Genomic DNA, 21,055 nt, shown 5'->3' with positions numbered 1-21,055 from the left:
CGGTGCAGTAAAGAGCTATTGCTAAACAGTAAAGATTAACAATATTGTAGTGTCCGCGCCAGTCCATTCTTGTTAGGCCGCTCGCGGCGGAGCGGAGCCAGATGGATTCGGCTTGCCGGAGGTCAAGATGACGTCAAGGTTCAGTCTGCATGATGATGGCTCGGCGGGCGGCGAGCACGACGACGAGCACGATTACAATCACCCGCATCGTCATCCCCATGGCGGGGTGACGGGGGCCGCGGCGCGCGCCGCCAGCATGCGCGCTTTGCGCTGGGTGGCGCTGCTGACGGTAGGTTTTGCCTGCGTGGAGGCGGTGGGCGGCTGGGTGACGGGGTCCCTGGCCTTGCTGTCCGACGCCGGTCACATGCTGACAGACTCCATATCGCTGCTGCTGGCCTTGTGGGTTGCGCATATAGGCCGCCGTCCGGCGGACGAGTCGCATTCCTTCGGCCATGGCCGCGCGGAGGTGATCGGCGCGTTTCTGAACAGCTTGTTCATGTTCGGCGTCATCGTCTTCATTGCGGTGGAGGCGGTGCGGCGTTTGCTGGAGCCGCACCCGGTCAACGGTCTGGGCGTGATGGGCATCGCGGTGGCGGGCTTGATGGTGAATGTGCTGGCCGCGTGGATTCTGAGCCGCGGCGCGCATAGTCTGAACAGCAAGGCGGCGCTGCTGCACGTCATGGGAGATTTGTTAGGCTCGCTGGCCGCGATCGCGTCCGGGGCTATTGTGTTTTGGACTGGCTGGACGCCGGCGGACCCGATTTTATCCATGCTGGTGGCCTGCCTGATCCTGTCGTCGACTTGGAGGTTGTTGCGCAAGTCGTTGGCGGTGTTGATGGAAGAGGTGCCGGCGGAGCTGGATTTCAACCGCATCGGTCGCGCTTTGGGCGGCATCGCCGGGGTGAGGTCGGTGCATGATCTGCACATCTGGACCATGGCTGCCGACCGCGTGGCTTTGTCTGCGCATTTGCAGGTGAGCGCGCCGCAGGATTGGCCGCGCATCCTGGCCGCCTGTCAGCGCATGCTGTCGCGCGAGTTCGGCATCGATCATGTGACTTTGCAGCCGGAGTGGCCCCTGCCGCCGCCGGCGGGGAAAACCGTGCCGGTTACCATTATTTCCGAGGATAAGCATCAATGAGGCCGCATTACCTGACACCGTTGTTTTCGCCTCGCAGCGTCGCCGTGATCGGCGCCAGCGACACGCCGGGCTCGATCGGGCAGGCGGTGTTCGCCAATCTGCTGGCGGGCAACTTCCAGGGCAAGCTGTTTCCGGTCAACCTCAACCACAAGGTGGTGGCCGGGGTGCCCGCGGTGGCTTCGGTGCGCCAGATCAGCGAGCCCGTGGACCTGGCGGTGGTGGTGACCGCCACGCGCACTTTGCCGGCGATCATGAAGGATTGCGGCAAGAAGGGCATCAAGGCGGTGCTGTTGGCCAAGGAGTTCGCGGACAGCGAGCAGCTGGAGCGGGAGATCATCAACGAGACGCTGTCGATCAGCCGTCATTTCGGCATCCGCATCCTGGGGCCCAACGTGCTGGGCCTGATGCGGCCGGTGGCGGGCTTCAATGCCAGCAATTACACCAGTAAGGTGAGGCCGGGCAATCTGGCGCTGGTGTCGCAGTCGTCGGCGTTGTGCACGGCGATGCTGGACTGGGCGGACAGCAAGGGCATCGGTTTTTCCAGCGTGATTTCGGTGGGCAACGCCTTGGACGTCGGCTTTGGCGAAATTCTGGATTACCTGGTGGCGGACAACTTCACCCAGGGCATTCTGTTGCATGTCCACCACATTCACAACGCGCGCCGTTTCATGTCTGCCTTGCGCGCCGCGGCGCGGACCAAGCCGGTGGTGGTGATCAAGTCCGGGCGTTACGAAGACGCGGTGACCGGGGTCACGCACTCAAGCAATCTGGTGGAAAGCGGCGATGTGTTCGACGCCGCGCTGGCGCGTGCAGGCGTGCTGCGCGTGGACACCATTGCCCAGTTGTTCACCGCCGCCAAAGTGCTTGCCGCCAACTACCGGGTGGGCGGCAAGCGGTTGGCCATCGTCACCAACGGCATCGGCCCCGGCGTGCTGGCCGCGGACAGCGCCTATTCCAACCGGGTGGAGCTGGCCAAGCTATCCGACGCCACCATGGAACTGCTCAATGGCGTCTTGCCGCGTAATTGGTCGCGAGGCAATCCGCTTGACATCATCGGCGACGCCAGTCCCTCGCGTTTTCGCACCGCGGTGAAGGCCTGTTTGGACGATCCCAATGTGGATGGCGTGATGGTGGTGTTTACTCCGCAGGCCGGCACGGATCACCTGACAACCGCGCAGTTGATGATTGGCTTGCAACGCGAATCCAGCAAGCCGCTGTTTTTGTCCTGGCTGGGCGACGCCAAGGTGTCGGAAAGCCGCGAACTGTTTTCCAAGGCCAAATGCGCGCACTTCCGCGCGCCGGAGTACGGCATTGAGGTATTCCGCAATCTGGCGGCCTACCAGCGCAACCAGCAGTTGCTGTTGCAGACCCCGGGGCCGCTGGAAGGCAAGCGCGCGGATCCGGATGTGGCCAAGGCGCGCAAGGTCATCGCCGCCGCGCTGAAGGATGGGCGGGATATCTTGTCCGAACGGGAGTCAAAGGAAGTGCTGGCCGCTTTTCAGATCCCGGTCAATCCCACCCGGCTGGCGCGTACCGCCAACGAGGCGGTCAAGCAGGCCGACAAGATTGGTTACCCTGTGGTGCTGAAGATCGATTCGCCGGACATTATTTATAAGTCCGACGTTGGCGGAGTGGAACTGAACATCAGCAACGAGGCGACGCTGCGCGAGGCATTCGACGCCATCATCAGCCGTACGCGGCAGGCAAGACCGGAGGCGCGCATTGACGGGGTCTCGGTGCAGCCGATGCGCAAGCGCCGCTTCGCCCGTGAAGTGATGGTGGGCGTTACCCACGACGAGGCCTTCGGCCCAGTGATCACTTTCGGCGCCGGGGGCATCGCGGTGGAGGTGATGCACGACCGCGCGCTGTCGCTGCCGCCGCTCAACGGTTATCTAGTGGCCAGCATGATCCGCCATACCCGCATCGGCCAGTTGCTGGGGGCGTTCAAGAACCTGCCGGCGGTGGATCAGGACGAATTAGAGGATGTGCTGCTGCATGTGTCGGAAATGGTGTGCGAACTGCCGGAACTGCGCGAAATGGACATTAATCCGTTGGTGGCCGACGAGCAGGGGGTGATCGCGCTGGACGCCCGCATCATCGTGCGGCCGCGGCGGCCGGATTTGAAGCGCTACGGCCATATGGCGATCATGCCTTATCCCAGCCACATGGTGGTGTGCGCCAAATTGAACGACGGCACCAATGTAATGGTGCGGCCGGTGCGGCCGGAAGATGCGGATATGCAACAGGAGTTTGTGCGCAATCTGTCCGAGGAAAGCCGCTACAACCGCTACCTGTCCAGCATCAAGCAATTGTCGCAAAGCATGTTGGTGCGTTTCACCCAGCTGGATTACGACCGCGAAATGGCGTTGGCGATGACGCGGGAACACAAGGACGGCGAGGAAATGCTGGCTGTGGCCCGCTTCATCACCGATCCGGACAACGAGGGCTGCGAGTTCGCGCTGGAAGTGGCCGACCGTTGGCAGGGCAAGGGCATAGGTTATTTATTGATGAGCGCCTTGTTCGACGCGGCGCGCGAGCAGGGCCTGAAAGTGATGCGCGGCGAGGTGTTGGCCGGCAACAAGGGCATGCTGAAACTGATGCACAAGCTGGGGTTTTCCGTTGAGCCTCACCCGGAAGACCGGGCCCTGACCATGGTGTCCAAGAGCTTGTAACGGCGGGCTTGACAGCCGTCTTGCATTAAGCGCTTGCAAGATAAGGGAAAACTGACCTAAAATCGTGGGCTTTTCTACATACCGTTTTTATTCAAGGACAATCGACAATGGTAGTGATTCGTCTGGCACGTGGCGGCGCCAAGAACCGTCCGTTCTACAACATCGTGGTGACCGATTCCCGTAACCGTCGTGACGGTCGCTTCATCGAGCGCGTTGGCTTCTACAACCCGGTTGCCAACGAGAAGCAAGAGCGCGTCCGTTTCACCATGGACCGCCTGAACCACTGGGTAGGCGTTGGCGCTCAAGTTTCCGACGCCGTTGCCAAGCTGCTGAAAGAGCAGAAGGCCGCTGCCTAAGCGTTCGTTGATACATCAACTGACGGACTAGGCGCATGCGCAGCGAAGATCTCGTAGTGATGGGGTTTGTGCGTGGCGCCTTTGGTGTCAAGGGCTGGGTAAAAGTCCAGGCCGACACCGAATACGCTGACGGTCTGTTCGACTACCCGGTCTGGTGGCTGGGCAAGGAGAACGACTGGAAGCCGTACACATTTGAAAATGGCGCTCTCCAGCCCAAGGCGCTTGCCGCCAAGCTGGAAGGCGTGGAAGACCGCGATGCGGCCGAAGCCTTGCGCGGCATGCAGATCGCTGTGCCGCGCGCAGAGTTGCCGGCCGCTGAAGAAGGCGAATACTACTGGGCTGATCTGATCGGCCTGGAAGTCGTCAATCAGCAAGGCGAAGTGCTGGGCAAAGTCAGTGAATTGATGGAAACCGGCGCCCATGATCTGTTGGTAGTGCAGGGCGGGGACGCTCAGCGCATGATTCCCTTTGTGGATCAGTATGTGCTGGAAGTCCAGCTTGCCGAAGGCAAGATCCAGGTGGACTGGGGTCTGGACTACTGATGCAAATCGACGCGGTAACGCTGTTTCCGGAGATGTTCGATTCCATCGCCCGCTTTGGCGTTAGCCAGCGGGCGCTTGATTTGGGCATTTGGGGTTTTCAGGCTTGGAATCCTCGCGATTTCACGCACGACAACTACCGCCGGGTTGACGACCGGCCTTATGGCGGCGGCCCCGGCATGGTGATGCAGATTGAGCCATTGGCGCAGTCGATCGCTGCGGCCAGGGCGAGGCAGGCGCAAGCCGGAGCCGAGCGCAGCCATGTGATTTATCTTTCGCCCCAAGGCCGTCCGCTTACGCATGAGAAGGCGGCGGAGCTGTCGCAGCGAGCGGGCTTGATCCTGCTGTGCGGCCGCTACGAGGGCGTGGATGAAAGGTTGATCCAGCGCGAAGTCGACGAGGAGATTTCCATCGGCGACTACGTTTTGTCCGGCGGCGAGCTGCCGGCCATGGTGTTGATGGATGCGGTGGTGCGTTTGCTCCCAGGCGTCCTGAACGACGCGCAGTCGGCTTACGAAGATTCATTTGTGGACGGGCTTCTTGATTGTCCGCACTATACCCGACCCGAAGACTATCAGGGCATGCGGGTGCCGGATGTGTTGTTGTCCGGTAATCATGCGCTGATCGCTAAATGGCGGCTGAAACAGGCGCTGGGCAGGACGATGCAACGTCGCCCGGATTTGCTGCAAGGCCGTATTTTGACAAAACAGGAATCTCGGCTGCTGGCGGAGTACCAGCAGGAACAAGATCTCCAGAAAAACCAGGAGTGAATCATGGATCTGATCCAGAAACTCGAGCAAGAAGAAATCGCCCGCCTGGGCAAGACCCTGCCGGAATTCGCACCGGGCGACACCATCGTCGTTCAGGTGAAGGTTAAGGAAGGCAACCGCGAACGTCTGCAGGCTTACGAAGGCGTGGTTATCGCCAAGAAAAACGCTGGCCTGAACAGCGCTTTCACCGTGCGCAAGATGTCCGCCGGCGAAGGCGTAGAGCGTACTTTCCAAACCTACTCCCCGCTGGTGGCTTCCGTTGAAGTGAAGCGCCGCGGCGACGTGCGTCGCGCCAAGCTGTACTACCTGCGCGGCCGTACCGGCAAATCCGCACGCATCAAGGAAAAACTGCCGGCTCGCAAGCAAGGTTAAGCCTTGTCGAGTCAGGCTTAGGCTTGATGACGGTTCAAAGCGCAAGGCGATGCCTTGCGCTTTTTTATTGCCGGAGCGTCGGAGGCGGAAAATGGAATACAGCGCGGTAATCGACGCGCCGTTCGGGCAACTGGGCATTTTGTGTCTCGACGGCGCGCTTGTGAATCTGGAATTCTTGGCTGAGCGGCAAGCTCTCAGACCGCCGATGCCGCGCAGCCTGGAGCAAGAGGTGGCGGAGCAACTGCGCGCTTATTTCGTTGATCCGCGCTTCGGCTTCAGCCTGCCCTATCGTTTGCGGGGCAGCGAGCACCAGCTGCGTGTTTGGGGCGAGATAGAGCGGATTCCTTGCGGGCAGATGAGGCGCTATCAGGATCTCGCCACGGCGCTGGGTTCATCGGCGCGGGCGGTGGGCAATGCTTGCGGACGCAATCCTGTGCCCATCATCGTGCCTTGCCACCGCGTGGTGGCTCGCAATAGCCTGGGCGGCTTTAATCGCTCATTGGGCCGGGAAACCGTCGACATCAAGCAGTGGCTGCTGGCGCATGAGTTTGGGTGTTGAGCAGCGCTGAGATAGGCGCAAGAGGGATGTTTTGCGCTTTTTTGCGCGCCGTCCGGGGTGTCTTTCCGCTAGACCCGGCTCGCGCTTGATGAAGAGGCAGGGCTTGCGAGGGAATGTTTTGTCGGCGAGGCGGACAAAGACTGAAGATTATTCAGGATGGGTGTTCCGCGCGGGCGGCTTGACGCGCACTTCAGCGGACGACGACAAAAATGGATGCGAGCAGCGAAGAGATGAAGGCGGCCGAGGAGGCCATCGATGCGTTTTTGGACCAGCTATGGCTGAGCGATGGTTTGTCCAAGAACACCCTAGCCGCGTATCGACGCGATCTGGGCAAGCTAGCCGCGCGTTTGGGGGATAAAGGCACACGTTTGACGGAGGCCGGTCCGGAGCAGCTGGAGCAGGCGTTATTGCTGGGGGTGGATCGCGAGAAACCGGCGACCCGGGCGCGGATGGTGTCGGCGATGAAGCGCTTTTATCAATATCTGACGCAGGCGGGTTTGCGCGATGACGACCCTTGTGCCCGCTTACGCGCGCCCAAGCAAGGGCCGCGTTTGCCCAAGTCTCTGTCCGAGCGGCATGTGGAAGCCTTGCTGGAGGCGCCCGATGTGGCCACGCCCTTGGGCCTGCGCGACCGGGCGATGCTGGAGCTGCTTTACGCCAGCGGCCTGCGCGTGTCGGAGCTAGTGGGCCTGACGCTGCAGCAGGTGAACTTGCTGGACGGCTTGGTCAAGACCATGGGCAAGGGCAATAAGGAAAGACTAGTGCCCTTGGGCGAACTGGCTCAGGAGTGGCTGCAGCGCTATTTGGTAGAGGCGAGGCCGCTCTTGTTGGCGGGAGCGGTCTGCGACACCGTGTTCGTGACCCAGCGTAAGGCGGGCATGACGAGGCAGATGGCTTGGCATTTGATTTCGCAGTACGCCAAGCGGCAGGGCTTGCCGGCAGTGAGCCCGCATGTGTTGCGACATGCTTTCGCCACGCATCTGGTCAATCATGGCGCGGATTTGCGCGTGGTGCAGCTCTTGCTGGGGCATTCGGACATATCCACCACGCAGATTTATACCCATGTGGCGCGGGAGCGCTTGAAACAACTGCACGCCAAACATCATCCGCGCGGTTGAGACAAAAAGAAAAACGCCCGCTTTAGCGGGCGTTGCTTGTTGCGGAAGCAAAATCAGGCGGGTTCGGGCGTCAGGGCCTGGTGGTCGAATTGCAGCTCCACCTTGTCGTCCACCACGGTGACGGTGACTTCGCCGCCGGTGACCAGACGGCCGAACAGCAACTCGTCTGCCAGCGCCTTGCGCAGCGTGTCCTGGATCAGACGCGCCATCGGGCGGGCGCCCATCAGCGGATCGAAACCGTTCTTAGCCAGGTAGCGGCGCAGTTCGTCGGTGAAGTGGATATCCACCCGCTTCTCGGCCAACTGCTGTTCCAGCTGCATCAGGAACTTGTCCACCACTTGCAGGATGATCTGCTCGTCCAGCATCTTGAACGGGATGATGGCGTCCAGGCGGTTGCGGAACTCCGGGCTGAACTGCTTCTTGATGTCGCCCATCTCGTCGCCGGCCGCCTTGGTCTGGGTGAAGCCCAGAGTGGGCTTGGACAAAGACTCGGCGCCTGCGTTGGTGGTCATGATGATCACCACGTTGCGGAAGTCCGCCTTGCGGCCGTTGTTGTCGGTCAGCGTGCCGTGGTCCATCACCTGCAGCAGCACGTTGTAGATGTCCGGATGCGCTTTTTCGATCTCATCCAGCAACACCACCGCGTACGGATGCTTGTTGACCGCCTCGGTCAGTTGGCCGCCCTGTTCGAAGCCGACATAGCCCGGAGGCGCGCCGATCAGCCTGGACACCGCATGGCGTTCCATGTATTCGGACATGTCGAAGCGGATCAACTCCACGCCTAGGATATAGGCTAGCTGGCGCGCCACCTCCGTCTTGCCAACACCTGTTGGGCCGGAGAAGAGGAAGGATCCGATTGGTTTTTGCGGATTGCCCAAGCCGGATCGCGTCATCTTGATGGCGCTGGCCAGTCCTTCGATGGCCTTCTCCTGCCCGAACACCACGTTTTTCAGATCGCGCTCGAGGTTCTTCAGCACGTTCTTGTCATCGGACGATACGGTCTTGGGCGGAATGCGCGCGATCTTGGCGACGATGTCCTCGATCTCGGTCTTGTTGATGACCTTTTTCTGCTTGGACTTGGGCAGAATTTTCTGCGCGGCGCCGGCCTCGTCTATCACGTCGATGGCTTTGTCCGGCAGATGGCGATCGTTGATGAAGCGCGCCGACAGCTCTGCCGCAGTGGATAGCGCGGATTGCGTGTACTTGACGCCGTGGTGAGCCTCGAAGCGCGACTTCAGCCCCTTGAGGATTTCCACGGTCTGTTCCACCGTCGGTTCGTTGACGTCGATCTTCTGGAAACGGCGCGACAGCGCGTTGTCCTTTTCGAAGATACTGCGGTACTCGTTGTAGGTGGTCGCTCCGATGCAGCGCAGGCTGCCGTTGGAGAGGGCTGGCTTGAGCAGATTGGACGCGTCCAGCGTGCCGCCCGAGGCCGCGCCGGCACCGATCAGGGTATGAATCTCATCGATGAACAGAATGGCGTTGCTGTCCTCGGTCAGTTGCTTGATCACCGCCTTCAGCCGCTGTTCGAAGTCGCCGCGGTATTTGGTGCCGGCCAGCAGCGCGCCCATGTCCAGTGCGTAAACGGTGGATTTGGCCAGAATCTCCGGGACTTCGCCGTTGACGATGCGGCGCGCCAAGCCTTCGGCGATGGCGGTTTTGCCCACGCCGGCTTCGCCCACCAGCAGCGGGTTGTTCTTGCGGCGGCGACACAGGATCTGAACGGTGCGTTCCAACTCGGATTCGCGGCCGATCAGCGGGTCTATCTTGCCTTCGCGCGCCTGCTGGTTGAGGTTCTGCGTGTAGTTTTCCAAGGCTCCGCCCGGACCGGTGGCCTGTTCCTCGCTCTCCGCTTCGCCGCTGCTGTCGCGCGGCTCTTGCGGTTGCTGCTGCGAGCGCTGCTTGGTGATTCCATGAGAAATGAAATTCACCACGTCCAGCCGCGAAATGCCTTGCTGGTGCAGGTAGTACACCGCGTGGGAGTCCTTCTCGCCAAAGATGGCCACCAGGATGTTAGCCCCGGTCACCTCTTTTTTGCCGGAAGACTGCACGTGCAGGATGGCGCGCTGAATCACGCGCTGGAAGCCGAGTGTGGGTTGAGTTTCCACCTCCGCCTCTCCAGGCACGGTGGGGGTGTGCTCATCGATAAAATCGCCCAGCTGTTTTTTCAGCTGGTCGATATTGGCTCCACATGCGCGCAGTACTTCGGCAGCCGACGGGTTGTCGGTCATCGCGAGTAACAGATGCTCCACGCTGATGAACTCGTGGCGCTTGCGCCTTGCGTCCATGAACGCCATGTGCAGGCTTACTTCAAGCTCCTGGGCAATCATCAGTTTTCCTCCATAACGCACTGGAGCGGATGCTGGTGCGCTTTCGCATATTGCAACACCTGCTCGACCTTTGTTGCAGCCACGTCTTTGGTATAAACGCCACACACGCCGTGACCTTGCGTGTGGACTTGCAGCATGATGTGAGTGGCCTTTTCGCGGTTCATGTAGAAGAACTGCTGGAGAACCTGGATCACAAAATCCATTGGGGTGAAATCATCGTTCAATAACAAGACCTTATACATCGGGGGTGGGTTTTCCCTAACCCGGGACGCCTCTTGTATGGCATCGTCCTTGAACTGCGTAGACATGTCGGCTTTCGTGGAATCTGCGTCTTACTTCAATTTGGGTTCCCCGAGAGTTTTTTTCAAGGGGACTGGCACTTTTCCTCTACGACTTGACGATGAGCGGCGGGTTGCGTAGAAATGCAGCTGGTGCTTGGCTTAACTGTTTGGCATTTTTTTGCGCTAGGCAAGCCAGACAACTCTTATTAAGCTCTAAGTTGGTCGGCTTCACCAGCCTTTTTTTGCAAGGAAGTAAGAATGGCATTAGGTACCGTTAAGTGGTTCAATGACGCTAAAGGTTTTGGCTTCATTACTCCGGATGAAGGCGGCGAAGACTTGTTCGCTCACTTCTCGGCCATCAACATGCAAGGCTTCAAAACCCTGAAAGAAGGGCAGCGTGTAAGCTTTGAAGTTGTGTCCGGTCCGAAGGGCAAGCAAGCGTCTAATATTCAGAACGCGTAACACCGGTTTTACTGTCTGTCTGCCGTAAGGCAAACAGCCCAGCTGATTGATGAAAAGCCCGCCATCCGGCGGGCTTTTGTTGTTGTTAGGCCGCTTGTTTGGCTGCTCTGGGCGCGGCTGGGCCAAATTGGCGCGCCAGCGCGATAAAGGTGAGCGCGCCCGCGGCGGCCAGCAGCAGCCAGGGCAGGCCGGCTTGATGCTGGTTCTGAGCAAAGTCGTACAGCCAGCCGCCGGCGAGAAAGCCTCCGCCGCCGCCCAAGGCCAGCCCCAGCCTGCTGGCGCCCATATAGCTGGCCCTGGCTTCCGGACGAGCCAGGCTGGCGACCAGGGTTTCCCGCGCAGGTTCGGTGATGAGGGTGCCGAGAAAAAACACAGCCAGGATGACAAAGGCGGCCAGCGGTTGCCGCACCGCGGCCATGCAGGCCAGGCTGAGGCTCATCAGCGCAATGCCGGCCAGTACTCGGGTTTCCAGGCGGAAATGGCGTTCGCCCAGCCGCGCCAGCGGGTAGAGCAGGCTGAGCGACAAGGCGGTTTCCAGCCCGTACATCCAGCCGACGGCCTGAGGAGTGCCGGTCAATTGCTTGATTGCGATGGGCAGCAGCAACATGATCTGCACGCTGAGCAGGTAGTAGCCGCTGAGCGTGAGCACCAGTTTCAGAAAGCGGCGGTCGTTCAGTACCGTGCGGATAGAGGCCAGCGCCGGCGCGCGCCGCGCGGCAACGCGATAATCCGGCAGCAGGCAGGCGTTTGCCGCCGCCGCGGCCAAGAACGCGGCAGCGCCACCCAGACAGACCCAGCGGAAGTCGAACTGCAGCAGCCAGGAGCCGAACAGGGCGCCGCCCACTGCGCCGGCGCTGTCCTGCATCATCAGCAGGGAATAGAAACGATTGCGCTCGCGGGGTCTTGTCAATTTGGCCACCAGCGCGGAGCGGGGCGGATCGAACAGCGTGCCGCCCAGGCCGGAGAGCAAGCAGGACAGCCAGAGCTGCCATGGGGAGTCCGCCAGCGTCATGGCGGCGAAGCCGGCGGCGCGCAGCAGCATGCCGGCCACAATCAGGGGTTTGGCGCCGAAACGGTCAGCCAAGGATCCGCCGAACAGGCCTAGCCCCTGCTGGGTGAATTGACGCAGGCCCAATCCAAAGCCCACCGCAGCGGCGGTCCAGCCGAGTTGATCGACGAAATGAAGGCTGATCAAGGGAAAAACCATGAAGAAACCGAATACCACGATCAGGTTGTCCACCAGGATGAAAGCTTTGCCCAAGGTCCGGGCCCGCTTTAGCAGTGCCATGAAATCTCCTTATTTTCATGTCATTTTATGAGCGACCCTGATATTCTGTAACTGATTAATCTGTAATAGTTAATATTGGATTTTCTTATGTCTATCGTCCTCTCGGATTTGAGCCTGCTGCTGGATATCGCTGAGTTGGGCAGCTTCAGTCAGGCTGCCGCCAAGCGCGGCTGGTCGCAGCCACAGGTCAGTCAGAGAGTGCAAGCGTTGGAGCTGGAACTTGGGGTATGCCTGTTTCATCGTCATCGGCGTGGCGCGGAACCCACTGCGGCCTGCCTGGCCTTTTTGCCATCGGCACAGCAGGCGGCGTCGGCTCTGGAGCAGGGGAGGGAAATCCTGCAGGGCACGCCGGCCTTACCCTGTTTGCGGCTTTCTTGTCTGCCATCGCTGACATCGGCGGTTTTTGGCCCCTTGTTGTTGGATCTGGTCGAAGCGCCGCTGGAAATCCGCTGCGACACCGACCATTCATCGCAGATCATGCAGAACCTGTTGTCCGGTTTGGTGCAGGTGGGTTTTGTGCTGCGTTGCCCGGCGATGGCGGGCATTCATATGGAAACGCTGTGGCGCTCTCCCATCGTGGCTGTGGCAGCGGCCGGACATCCCTTGGCGGAGCGCGCACAGCCGCTGTATCTGGAGGAGGCGGCGGCTTACCGGATTGCGCCCCAGTATTGGGGTGTTGAGTGTGACGAGCTGATACGACGGCTGCGTCTGGCTCGCACCGTCGCCCAGCCCATCCATGCGGTTCAGCCGGCGTCAGCGGCCAGGGAACTGGCTTTGCGCCACGGCTTTCTTTGCTTCATGCCTGAGTTGTCGATTCAGTCTGATCTGGCCGACGGTGTTTTGCGCCGGCTGCAAATTGCAGATCTACCTGCCTGGCAGTGGGAGGTGACAATGGCTTGGCGCGCAGGCAAACGCAGGGACGAAGGGAAGGCGTTGGTGTTGGATGCCGCCCGGGCCTTGGCCGGGCGGTGGGCGTCAATGGCGTCCGGCTAGCGACTCGGCTGCGCTCTGCGCCAGCTGGCTGTATTGTTGGCCGAATTCGGCCACCATCTGGCGTAATTTGGCGGTGTCGCGGGCGATGATGGTCTTGAGCAGGTTTTCCAGGAAGAGTTGGGTCTGTTCCATTTGGCTCTTGCCGGCTCGCAAAATGGCGAACAGACAACGCTGGGTCAGCGGCAGCAAGTCTTTCAGCGTGTGTTCCAGGTAGCGGTTGCCGGCATAGAGGTACAAGGTGTCGAGGAAATCGACGCCGTGTTCGTAAAAGCCCTGCAAGTCGTCTTTGCGGTTGCATTCGGCCAACTGGGTGGTGACTTCGAAGAAGTGGGCCAGGTCGTCGTTCTGCCAAGAGGTGGCGAGGTTACAGACGGCTTGATCCAGCAGTAGAAACCACAGTTCGAAGAAATGGCGCACATCCTGACCCGTGATGCTGGACACCACCGCGCCGCGGCGCGGGAAAATCTCCACCAGATGGCGGCGTTGCAAAATCAATAAAGCTTCGCGCACGGACCCGCGGCTGACTTCCAGCTCCGACGCAATGCGCAATTCCTGAATGCGCTCCCCTGCTTGCATCGTGCCTTGTATGATTTGTTTGCCCAGGTATTGGGCGATTTGTTCGGTCAGTGAGTCGTTCGCTTTGAACGTCATCTTGCTCTCCGGAATAGAATATTATTATTTTCCTATGTTTGATATGCGAGGGCAATCAAACTGCAATGTTTGTCTGGCAGTAGTTTGTCCGACAGATTGTTGTTATCAAAACATTATCAGTGGTTTTGAGGCCAACTGTTGTCAACTTGCCGCACTAGACAAGCATTACTGAGGTTTTGCTTGCGCATTCATCATATCAATCATACGATTAAAACGCTTGTTTGAAATGGCTGACACGAGAGGGGCTATCAAAATAAGCGAGAGGCGTCGGAGAGGTATTTCCGCCGTCTCGCGGACTCGGCCGGCGGCCGGCCCGCGCGGGGAAAGCAGCCTAGCAGGCGACGAGCGGCGCAAGCCGAATGTCGCCGCAAGCGGGCCGTCCCGCGAGGGCGTTGAAGCCGGCGCGGCGTTCGCGAACTTTAGCGGGTTGTGTCCGGTGTGGAACCGGGAGTGTGATTCAGGCCTTCGCCTTTGGCGAAGGCCTTTTTTCTTGCCGCTTATTCCGGGCGACGGCAGGCCATCAGATAGTTGACGGCGGTATCTTCGCCCAGCGAGTAGATGCGGGTCAGCGGGTTGTAGCTCATGCCGCGGACCGCGTCCATATCCAGACCGGCGTTGCGAGCCATGCGCGATAACTCCGAGGGCTTGAGGAAGCGCGCGTACTCATGGGTGCCGCGAGGCAGCATGTTCAGCACGTATTCGGCGCCGACCACCGCCAGCAGGTAGGATTTGGCATTGCGGTTGAGCGTGGAGAAGAACACCCAGCCGCCGGGTTTGACCAGGCTGGCGCAGCTGCGCACCACGCTTTGAGGGTCCGGCACGTGTTCCAGCATTTCCATGCAGGTGACTACGTCGAAGCTTGCCGGGGACTCCTCCGCCAGTTCCTCTACCGCCACGCAGCGGTAATCCACCGCGACGCCGGACTCCAGGCTGTGTAGTTGGGCCACTTTCAGCGACTTTTTGGCCAGGTCTATGCCGGTGACGGCAGCGCCGAGCGAGGCCATGCTCTCCGCCAGGATGCCGCCGCCGCAACCCACGTCCAGCACTTGCTTGCCGGTGATGGCCGCACGTTCGTCGATGAAGCCCAGGCGCAGGGGGTTGATTTCATGCAGCGGCTTGAATTCGCCGCTCATGTCCCACCATTTGTGCGCCAGTTGGCTGAATTTGTCGATTTCGGTTTCGTCTACATTGATCATGATTATTTCGCCAGGATGCGATGACGCCAGTCTTCGGCGCGAGCCTTGAGCGCGGCTTCGTCCAGGGTCTTGAGTTGGCGTTGCTCCAAAAGGGCCTGACCTTTGACCCAGACGTGGCTGACTTGTTCGCGGCCGGCCGCGTAGACCACATGGGAGATTGGATCGAAGGCCGGGGCGGTTTCGATGGCGGAGAGGTCGATGGCGATCAGGTCGGCCTGTTTGCCGGCCTTGATCGAGCCAACCTTGTCTGCGATGCCCAGCGCGCGAGCGCCGTTGAGCGTGGCCATGCGGATGGCCGCGGCGGCCGGCACCGAGGTGGGGTCCAGGGTGCCCACTTTGGCCAGCAGCGCCGCCAGTCGGGTTTCCGCCAGCATGTCCAGCTTGTTGTTGGAGGCGGCGCCGTCGGTGCCTATGCCCACGGCGATGCCTGCCTGCAGCATTTTGGGAATGGGGGCGATGCCGGAGGCCAGTTTCATATTGGACGAGGGATTGTGCGCTACCGACACACCGTGCTTGGCGGCGATTTCGATTTCCTCGTCGTTCAAATGCACCATATGGGCGGCGATCAGACGCGGGGACAGCAAGCCCAATTGTTGCAGGCGGGCCAGCGGGCGCTGATGGCGTTCCTTGACGCTGTTGTTCACCTCGTCCGCGGTTTCGTGGATGTGGCAGTGGATCAACATGTCTTCTTGCTCGGCCAGCGTCACCACTTTGGCGAAGGTGTCGTCCGACACCGTATAAGGCGCGTGCGGCGCCAGCGTGAAGGTGATCAGTTCTTCGCCCAGGAACTGGCGACGTTCGGCCAGCGATTTGCTGATGTAGTCGTCGGCGTTGCTGGCGTAGTTGGTGGGGAACTCCAGGATGGAACAGCCCACAAAGGTGCGCATGCCGGAGGCCAGGCCGGCGCGAGCCATTGCGCCGTGATAGAAATACATGTCGTTGATGGTGGTGGTGCCGCCGCGGATCATTTCCCCCATTGCCAGCAGCGCGCCGTCAAACACGAAGTCGTCGCGGACATGTTTGCCTTCGGCCGGCCAGATATGGTTGGTCAGCCAATCCATCAGCGCTTTGTCGTCGGCCAGGCCGCGCAAGAGCGTCATCGCGGAGTGGCCGTGAAGATTGATCAGGCCGGGCATCAGTACGTGGTTGGGCAATTCCACGCGTTGATCCGCCTCCAGCGCGCCGGCTTGGTCGGCTGGAATAATCGCGGCAATCCTGCCATTCTTCAAAGCAATGGCGTGGTTTTCCAGGATTTCACCGTCTTCCTCTACGGTAATGATCCAGCGGGCGGTGATAACTTTGTCATAACGGGACTGGGACATGGGGCAATCCTGGCGCGATTTTGAAGTGACGTGGATTGTAGGCCGAGGCTAAATTCAAGGCAATGACGGAGCGTGGGAAGCGGCGCCGGAGCGTGCCTGCGGAAGGCTTGCCGGATCCGAACTTGACAAGGCGATGACTAGTGAATATTCCAGCATTTTGCCGGGATTATCCGGTGTATACTTTTGAAAATATGAACAACTGACGCATGGGCTCAATTGCCTGCGGCTAATGGCGAGCGATAATAAACGCAAACATGGCACACCACGCTGACGATAAATCCACAGCCAGTACCGGCCTATCCCTTAGGGCTGTCTTTCTCATCGCCGTAGTGCTCGGCTTGCTGATTCCCGCGTCCATCATCAGTTATCTGAGCTTCAATATTCAAAGGGATGCACTGACCGCCCAGCTGGAAACCGATCAAAAACGCCTGCTGGACATTGTGGCCCTAGGTATGCAGGAGCCTTTGTGGAACCTGAGCCGCCAGGCGGGCAATCCCTTGATCGCTTCGGTGATGGAAGACGCGCGGGTGGTTTCCATCCGCGTCACAGATACCCAGTCCAATCAGATATTCTTGTCCTCGGTACGCGCGGAGCGCCGCATCGGCAGCGTGTCCTTCGTGGAAAAACCAGTGATTTATCGCGGCGAGGAAATCGGCCAGGTGACGCTGGAATTCGATAATGAGCATCTCGCCATCGCTCTCAATAACCAGATCAAGAACATCCTGATGATTCTGGCGGCGCAACTGGTGTTGTCCATTCTGCTGATCATGAGCATTTTGCATTCGCGTTTCCTCAGCCCGATGAAGGCGCTGACCGAGCAGGCGCGTTTGCTGGCCGAGCTCAAGCTGGACCGGCCGTTCGAATGGCAGCGCCGCGATGAGATCGGCCATCTCGGAAAGCATTTGGAATGGACTCGAGCCGAGCTTAAGCGCTTGCTGGACGAGCTGCGCGCCAAGACGCTGGCGCTGGAGGCGGATATTTCCCGGCGCCGCGAGGTGGAGGACGCGCTGCGCCGCTCCGAGAACAAATACCGCGAGTTGTTTTGGTCCAACCTCGACGGTATCGTGATCAGCTCGCTGGACGGCCAGGTGATAGACGCCAACCCCGCCTTCCTCAACCTGATGTGCTACAGCCTTGATCAGCTCAAACTGCAGAATTTCTGGACTTTGGTGGGGCCGGAGAGCGAGGCGCTGGAGCGCTTCAATCTGGACAACAAGGTGCTGCGTTTCGGCTATTGCGACGAGTTCGAGGCCACCTATATCAACCGCTTCGGCAATCCGGTGCCGGTCAGCGTCAAGACCGTGGCGATGCGCGACGCCTTCGGCCGCATCAACGCGGTATGGCGCATGGTGCGAGACATCTCCGAGAAACGCGCGGCGGAGGAGAGGGTGCAACTGGCGGCCAAGGTGTTCGAGAACACCGTGGAAGGCATCATGATCACCGACGCGGACAAGCGCATTCGCAGCGTCAACCGCGCCTTCACCGAAATCACCGGCTACACCCAGCATGAAGTGCTGGGCCAGAAGACCAGCGTGCTGTCCTCCGGCCGCCACGACCAGCCGTTCTACGAGCAGATGTGGCAGTCCATCGCCGACCACGGCTCCTGGCAGGGCGAATTGTGGAATCGGCGCAAGAACGGGGAGGTGTTCCCGGAATGGCTGGCGATCAACGCGGTGCGCAACAGCCTGGGTGAAATCACCCACTATGTGGCGATTTTCAGCGACTTGACTGAACGCAAGGCGGCTGATGAGCGCATTCAGTTCCTCGCGCATTTCGATGTATTGACCAGCCTGCCCAACCGCGTGCACATGCAGGACCGGGTGGAGCTGGCGATCCACAATGCCGGCCGCGACAATGAGCGGCTGGCGCTGTTGCTGCTGGACCTGGACCGCTTCAAGACCGTGAACGAATCGCTGGGCCATACTGCCGGCGACACCCTGCTACAGGTGGCGGCGGACCGCATCAAGGGCGTGCTGGGGCCGGGAGAGATGCTGGCGCGTCAGGGCGGCGACGAATTCATCGTCTTGCTGCCGGTGATTTCCGATCCCGGCGAAGCGGCGCTGGCGGCGGAGCGCATCCGCGATGCTTTCTCCGCCTCGATAGAACTGCACAACCATGTGATCACCATCACGCCGTCGATAGGCATTAGCGTTTACCCGGACGATGGCCGCGACTACGAAACTTTGGTGCGCAATGCCGACGCGGCGATGTACCACGCTAAATCTTCGGGCCGCAACAGTTACAAGTTCTACACTGCCGATCTCAACGCCCGCGCTCGCGAAATCCTGGCGATCGAAAGCCAGCTGCGTTTTGCGCTGGAGCGCGAGGAATTCGTGCTGCATTACCAGCCGCAGGTGGAAATGGCCAGCGGACGCATCATCGGCGCGGAGGCGCTGATTCGCTGGAATCACCCATCACTGGGCGTGCTGGGGCCGGTGCGCTTCATCGAAGTGGCGGAAGAACGCGGCTTCATCGTTCAGATCGGCAACTGGGTGATAGGCGAGGCTACGCGCCAGTTGGCCGCCTGGCGCAGCCAGGGCCTGCCGGAATTGACTCTGGCCATCAATCTGTCCGCCTTGCAGTTCCGCCAGTCCGATCTGGCCGAGCAGATCACCTCGGCGCTCGCCGCCAACGGCCTGCCCGGCCATGCGCTGGACATCGAGGTGACCGAGAGCGTGGTGATGGAGGATGCGATGGCCACCATCCAGGCCATCGACAATATGAAGAATATGGGGTTGAAGCTGTCCATCGACGACTTCGGCACCGGCTATTCCAGCCTGTCCTACCTGAAGCGCTTCAAAGCGGACAAGCTGAAGATCGACCGCTCCTTCGTGCGCGACATTCCGCACGACGCCGACGACACCGCCATTGCCCGCGCCATTATCAATATGGCCAAGAACCTGAATATGAAGGTGGTGGCTGAAGGGGTGGAGACGATAGAGCAATGGCACTTCCTGCAACGCGAGGGCTGCGAGTACGTGCAAGGCTACTTGATCGCCCGGCCGCTACCGGCGGACGAGTTCGTCAAACTGCTGGCTCAGGACTGCCTGTTGCCGCAGGAATGAGCTGACCCAAGGCTGGGCGGGAGTGCGCTGATGACTTTCAGGATTGGCGACGATGCGGTGGATATCGGCAAGGAAGTGTTGTCGCGCAGCCTGGACTTCGTGCCTATTCCCATCCTGATTTCTGAGTCTGGCACCAAGCTGGACCAGCCCGGCCAGCGCATCCATCGATACCTCAACCGAGCGTTCCTGCAACAGATAGGTTACACGCTGGAGCAGATGCCGGACATGGAGGCCTGGTTCCGTTTGGCTTATCCCGATCCGGCTTACCGCTTGGAGGTGGAGCAGAGCTGGTTGCAGGCGGTGAAGGACAGTCTGGCGCTGGGCCGCAACCTGGCGGAGATGACGGTGCATGTGTGCTGCGCCGATGGCCGGATGCGTTGGTTCATCGTCACCGCGCAACTGCACGCCGACCTGCTGCCTAATTGGCACATCGTCACCTTTCGCGACGTGGACGAACTCAAGTGCATGATGGACGATAACGCGCGTCTGTCGCGCACGGATTTTCTCACCGGATTGATCAATCGCCGCGAGGCGGTGCGCCAGTTGGAGTCCGCCTGGCTCCAATGGCTGCAGACGCGTCGGCCGTTCGCCGTGCTGCTGTGCGATATCGATCACTTTAAGCTGGTGAACGACCGTTTTGGCCATGACGGCGGCGACTATGTGCTGGTGGAAGCAACGCGTTTGTTGCGTGAGGCGTTTCCGGACTTGATCTGTTCGCGCTGGGGCGGGGAGGAGTTCCTGCTGTTGGCCCCGGACGCCGACCATGCCAAGGCGGCGGCGCTGGCGGAGCGTGTCCGGCAGCGGCTCGCCTGCGCCAATCTGCTGTGGCAGCAACAGCCAGTGCCATTGACGTTGAGCATAGGCCATGTCTGTGTTCAGCCCGGTCTGGAAGTGGAAGCTTTGCTCCAGCGCGCAGATGTCGCCTTGTATCGGGCCAAGGCGGCCGGGCGCAATTGTTGCCGGGAGGGATGATGCCGGCGGGCTGTCAGTGAGCGGCTGTCGTGGGGCTGGCCATGGCCTGTCTCAAGTAGTCGATGAACACTCGCAGTTTTGCCGGCTGATGCAGGTGGTGGGGATAGTACAGGTAAAAGGCCTCCGCAGGCGGCATCCAAGCCTCCAACACGCTCACCAGACTTCCGTCGGCCAGATGAGGCGCCGCCATCGCTTGCGGCAAATAAACGAGACCGAGACCGCCCAGCGCGACGTGCAGCGCCGCCGCGGTGTCGTTGGCGGTTAGCGGGCCTTGCACCGAGACTTCGAATGGCCGCCCTGCGTCGACGAATTGCCAGCGGTAGATCTGGCCGCTGCTGGCGAAGCGATAGCGCAGGCAATCATGTTGTCGTAACTGGGACGGATGCTCGGGCGTGCCGCGCGCCTGCAGGTAGCCAGCGCTTGCCGCCACGCAGAAGCGGAGCGGAGCGCTGACCGCCACCGCCTGCATGTCTTGTTGCAGGCTCTCGCCAAAGCGCAGGCCGGCATCCAGGCCCCGCTCCACGATATCCACCAATTGATTGTTCACGTCCAGCTCCAGCCGCAGCTGCGGGTGCGCGCGCATGAAGCCGGGCAACAGCGGATACAGCAGCAGGCTGGCGGCGGTGTGAGGCAAGGTCAGTTTCAGCGTGCCGCTGACCTGTCCTTGCCACTGGCGGGTGTCGTCCAGCGCGCTATCCAGCTGTTCCAGCAGCGGCGTTATCCGCGCCAGCAGCGCTTGGCCTGCCTCGGTGAGCCCAACCTTGCGGGTGGTGCGATTCAATAGGCGCACGCCCAATTGGGCCTCCAACTGACGCAGAGTCTGGCTGAGGGCCGAGGGCGTGATTTCTTGCTGGGCGGCTGCGCGGGTGAAGCTGCCGTGCCGGGCTATCAAGCGGAAAGCTTGCAGCGCATGCAGGGAGTTTTGCGTCATTGTGAAGTTTTTCTACGTAATACATGTAGATTAAGCCTAT

The 21,055-nt window shown here is 60.5% G+C and carries 19 protein-coding genes; 12 read left to right on the top strand and 7 right to left on the bottom strand.

Features of this window, described 5'->3' with window-relative positions:
• Positions 1 to 127 precede the first annotated feature (127 nt).
• The 8 genes from MOV80_RS03750 to xerD all read left to right on the top strand — a co-directional run bounded on the left by MOV80_RS03750 (position 128) and on the right by xerD (position 7,524).
• Positions 128 to 1,138: a cation diffusion facilitator family transporter gene (locus MOV80_RS03750; RefSeq protein ID WP_019102880.1), complete on the top strand. Its 1,011-nt coding sequence runs from the start codon at positions 128 to 130 to the stop codon at positions 1,136 to 1,138.
• The gene (locus tag MOV80_RS03745) at positions 1,135 to 3,810 is read left to right on the top strand and encodes a bifunctional acetate--CoA ligase family protein/GNAT family N-acetyltransferase (protein WP_191186329.1); all 2,676 of its coding nucleotides are present in this window, start codon (positions 1,135 to 1,137) and stop codon (positions 3,808 to 3,810) included. Before MOV80_RS03750 ends, MOV80_RS03745 begins: the two co-directional genes overlap by 4 nt.
• A gap of 107 nt (positions 3,811 to 3,917) precedes the next feature.
• On the top strand, positions 3,918 to 4,166 hold the full coding sequence (rpsP, locus tag MOV80_RS03740; protein WP_019102878.1) for a 30S ribosomal protein S16: 249 nt from the start codon (positions 3,918 to 3,920) through the stop codon (positions 4,164 to 4,166).
• A gap of 35 nt (positions 4,167 to 4,201) precedes the next feature.
• Entirely contained in the window at positions 4,202 to 4,708 is a 507-nt protein-coding gene (gene rimM, locus MOV80_RS03735) for a ribosome maturation factor RimM (protein ID WP_019102877.1), read from the top strand.
• Positions 4,708 to 5,475, top strand: coding sequence for a tRNA (guanosine(37)-N1)-methyltransferase TrmD (gene trmD, locus MOV80_RS03730; protein ID WP_019102876.1), 768 nt, complete (start codon positions 4,708 to 4,710; stop codon positions 5,473 to 5,475). The genes rimM and trmD overlap by 1 nt, the downstream gene beginning before the upstream one ends.
• A 3-nt stretch (positions 5,476 to 5,478) precedes the next feature.
• Complete coding sequence (gene rplS, locus MOV80_RS03725; protein ID WP_019102875.1) at positions 5,479 to 5,847, top strand: 50S ribosomal protein L19; 369 nt, start codon at positions 5,479 to 5,481, stop codon at positions 5,845 to 5,847.
• Positions 5,848 to 5,938: 91 nt separating this feature from the next.
• Positions 5,939 to 6,406: a methylated-DNA--[protein]-cysteine S-methyltransferase gene (locus MOV80_RS03720; protein WP_043592753.1), complete on the top strand. Its 468-nt coding sequence runs from the start codon at positions 5,939 to 5,941 to the stop codon at positions 6,404 to 6,406.
• Positions 6,407 to 6,636: 230 nt separating this feature from the next.
• A complete protein-coding gene (xerD, locus tag MOV80_RS03715; protein ID WP_039755739.1) occupies positions 6,637 to 7,524 on the top strand; it encodes a site-specific tyrosine recombinase XerD in 888 nt (295 codons plus the stop codon).
• A gap of 53 nt (positions 7,525 to 7,577) precedes the next feature.
• Here the strand turns inward: xerD and clpA are convergent, their stop codons facing one another.
• Complete coding sequence (gene clpA / locus MOV80_RS03710) at positions 7,578 to 9,854, bottom strand: ATP-dependent Clp protease ATP-binding subunit ClpA (RefSeq protein WP_043592750.1); 2,277 nt, start codon at positions 9,852 to 9,854, stop codon at positions 7,578 to 7,580.
• Positions 9,854 to 10,162, bottom strand: coding sequence for an ATP-dependent Clp protease adapter ClpS (gene clpS, locus MOV80_RS03705; protein WP_019101854.1), 309 nt, complete (start codon positions 10,160 to 10,162; stop codon positions 9,854 to 9,856). The genes clpA and clpS overlap by 1 nt, the downstream gene beginning before the upstream one ends.
• A 231-nt stretch (positions 10,163 to 10,393) precedes the next feature.
• Between clpS and MOV80_RS03700 the strand changes: the two genes are divergently transcribed.
• Positions 10,394 to 10,597, top strand: coding sequence for a cold-shock protein (locus MOV80_RS03700; protein WP_019101271.1), 204 nt, complete (start codon positions 10,394 to 10,396; stop codon positions 10,595 to 10,597).
• A gap of 85 nt (positions 10,598 to 10,682) precedes the next feature.
• On the opposite strand, the gene mdtH is transcribed toward MOV80_RS03700, so the two are convergent.
• Positions 10,683 to 11,885 (bottom strand): multidrug efflux MFS transporter MdtH, encoded by a 1,203-nt coding sequence (gene mdtH, locus MOV80_RS03695; RefSeq protein ID WP_019101270.1) that lies wholly within the window; start codon positions 11,883 to 11,885, stop codon positions 10,683 to 10,685.
• 75 nt (positions 11,886 to 11,960) lie between these two features.
• Here mdtH and MOV80_RS03690 point away from each other — a divergent pair, with 75 nt between their 5' ends.
• Positions 11,961 to 12,878 carry a LysR family transcriptional regulator gene (locus MOV80_RS03690; RefSeq protein ID WP_240333852.1) on the top strand — a complete coding sequence of 306 codons (918 nt, stop codon included), beginning with the start codon at positions 11,961 to 11,963 and terminating at the stop codon, positions 12,876 to 12,878.
• On the opposite strand, the gene MOV80_RS03685 is transcribed toward MOV80_RS03690, so the two are convergent.
• The 3 genes from MOV80_RS03685 to MOV80_RS03675 all read right to left on the bottom strand — a co-directional run bounded on the left by MOV80_RS03685 (position 12,861) and on the right by MOV80_RS03675 (position 16,047).
• Positions 12,861 to 13,529 (bottom strand): GntR family transcriptional regulator, encoded by a 669-nt coding sequence (locus MOV80_RS03685; protein WP_019101268.1) that lies wholly within the window; start codon positions 13,527 to 13,529, stop codon positions 12,861 to 12,863. The genes MOV80_RS03690 and MOV80_RS03685 overlap by 18 nt on opposite strands.
• Before the next feature lie 497 nt (positions 13,530 to 14,026).
• Positions 14,027 to 14,725, bottom strand: coding sequence for a bifunctional 2-polyprenyl-6-hydroxyphenol methylase/3-demethylubiquinol 3-O-methyltransferase UbiG (gene ubiG / locus MOV80_RS03680; protein ID WP_019101267.1), 699 nt, complete (start codon positions 14,723 to 14,725; stop codon positions 14,027 to 14,029).
• Between the two features lie 2 nt (positions 14,726 to 14,727).
• The gene (locus MOV80_RS03675) at positions 14,728 to 16,047 is read right to left on the bottom strand and encodes a TRZ/ATZ family hydrolase (protein WP_081554359.1); all 1,320 of its coding nucleotides are present in this window, start codon (positions 16,045 to 16,047) and stop codon (positions 14,728 to 14,730) included.
• 254 nt (positions 16,048 to 16,301) lie between these two features.
• On the opposite strand from MOV80_RS03675, the gene MOV80_RS03670 reads away from it, so the two are divergent.
• Positions 16,302 to 19,112, top strand: coding sequence for a bifunctional diguanylate cyclase/phosphodiesterase (locus tag MOV80_RS03670; protein WP_043592742.1), 2,811 nt, complete (start codon positions 16,302 to 16,304; stop codon positions 19,110 to 19,112).
• A 30-nt stretch (positions 19,113 to 19,142) separates the two neighbouring features.
• Complete coding sequence (locus MOV80_RS03665) at positions 19,143 to 20,084, top strand: sensor domain-containing diguanylate cyclase (protein WP_081574614.1); 942 nt, start codon at positions 19,143 to 19,145, stop codon at positions 20,082 to 20,084.
• 13 nt (positions 20,085 to 20,097) lie between these two features.
• Here MOV80_RS03665 and MOV80_RS03660 read toward each other — a convergent pair whose 3' ends face one another.
• Complete coding sequence (locus MOV80_RS03660) at positions 20,098 to 21,015, bottom strand: LysR family transcriptional regulator (RefSeq protein ID WP_043592740.1); 918 nt, start codon at positions 21,013 to 21,015, stop codon at positions 20,098 to 20,100.
• Positions 21,016 to 21,055: the final 40 nt, after the last annotated feature.

Origin of the sequence: Chromobacterium sp. IRSSSOUMB001 (assembly GCF_023507765.1) — a bacterium.
Classification (GTDB): Bacteria; Pseudomonadota; Gammaproteobacteria; order Burkholderiales; family Chromobacteriaceae; genus Chromobacterium; species Chromobacterium haemolyticum.
This window is presented reverse-complemented; position numbering and strand designations above follow the sequence as displayed.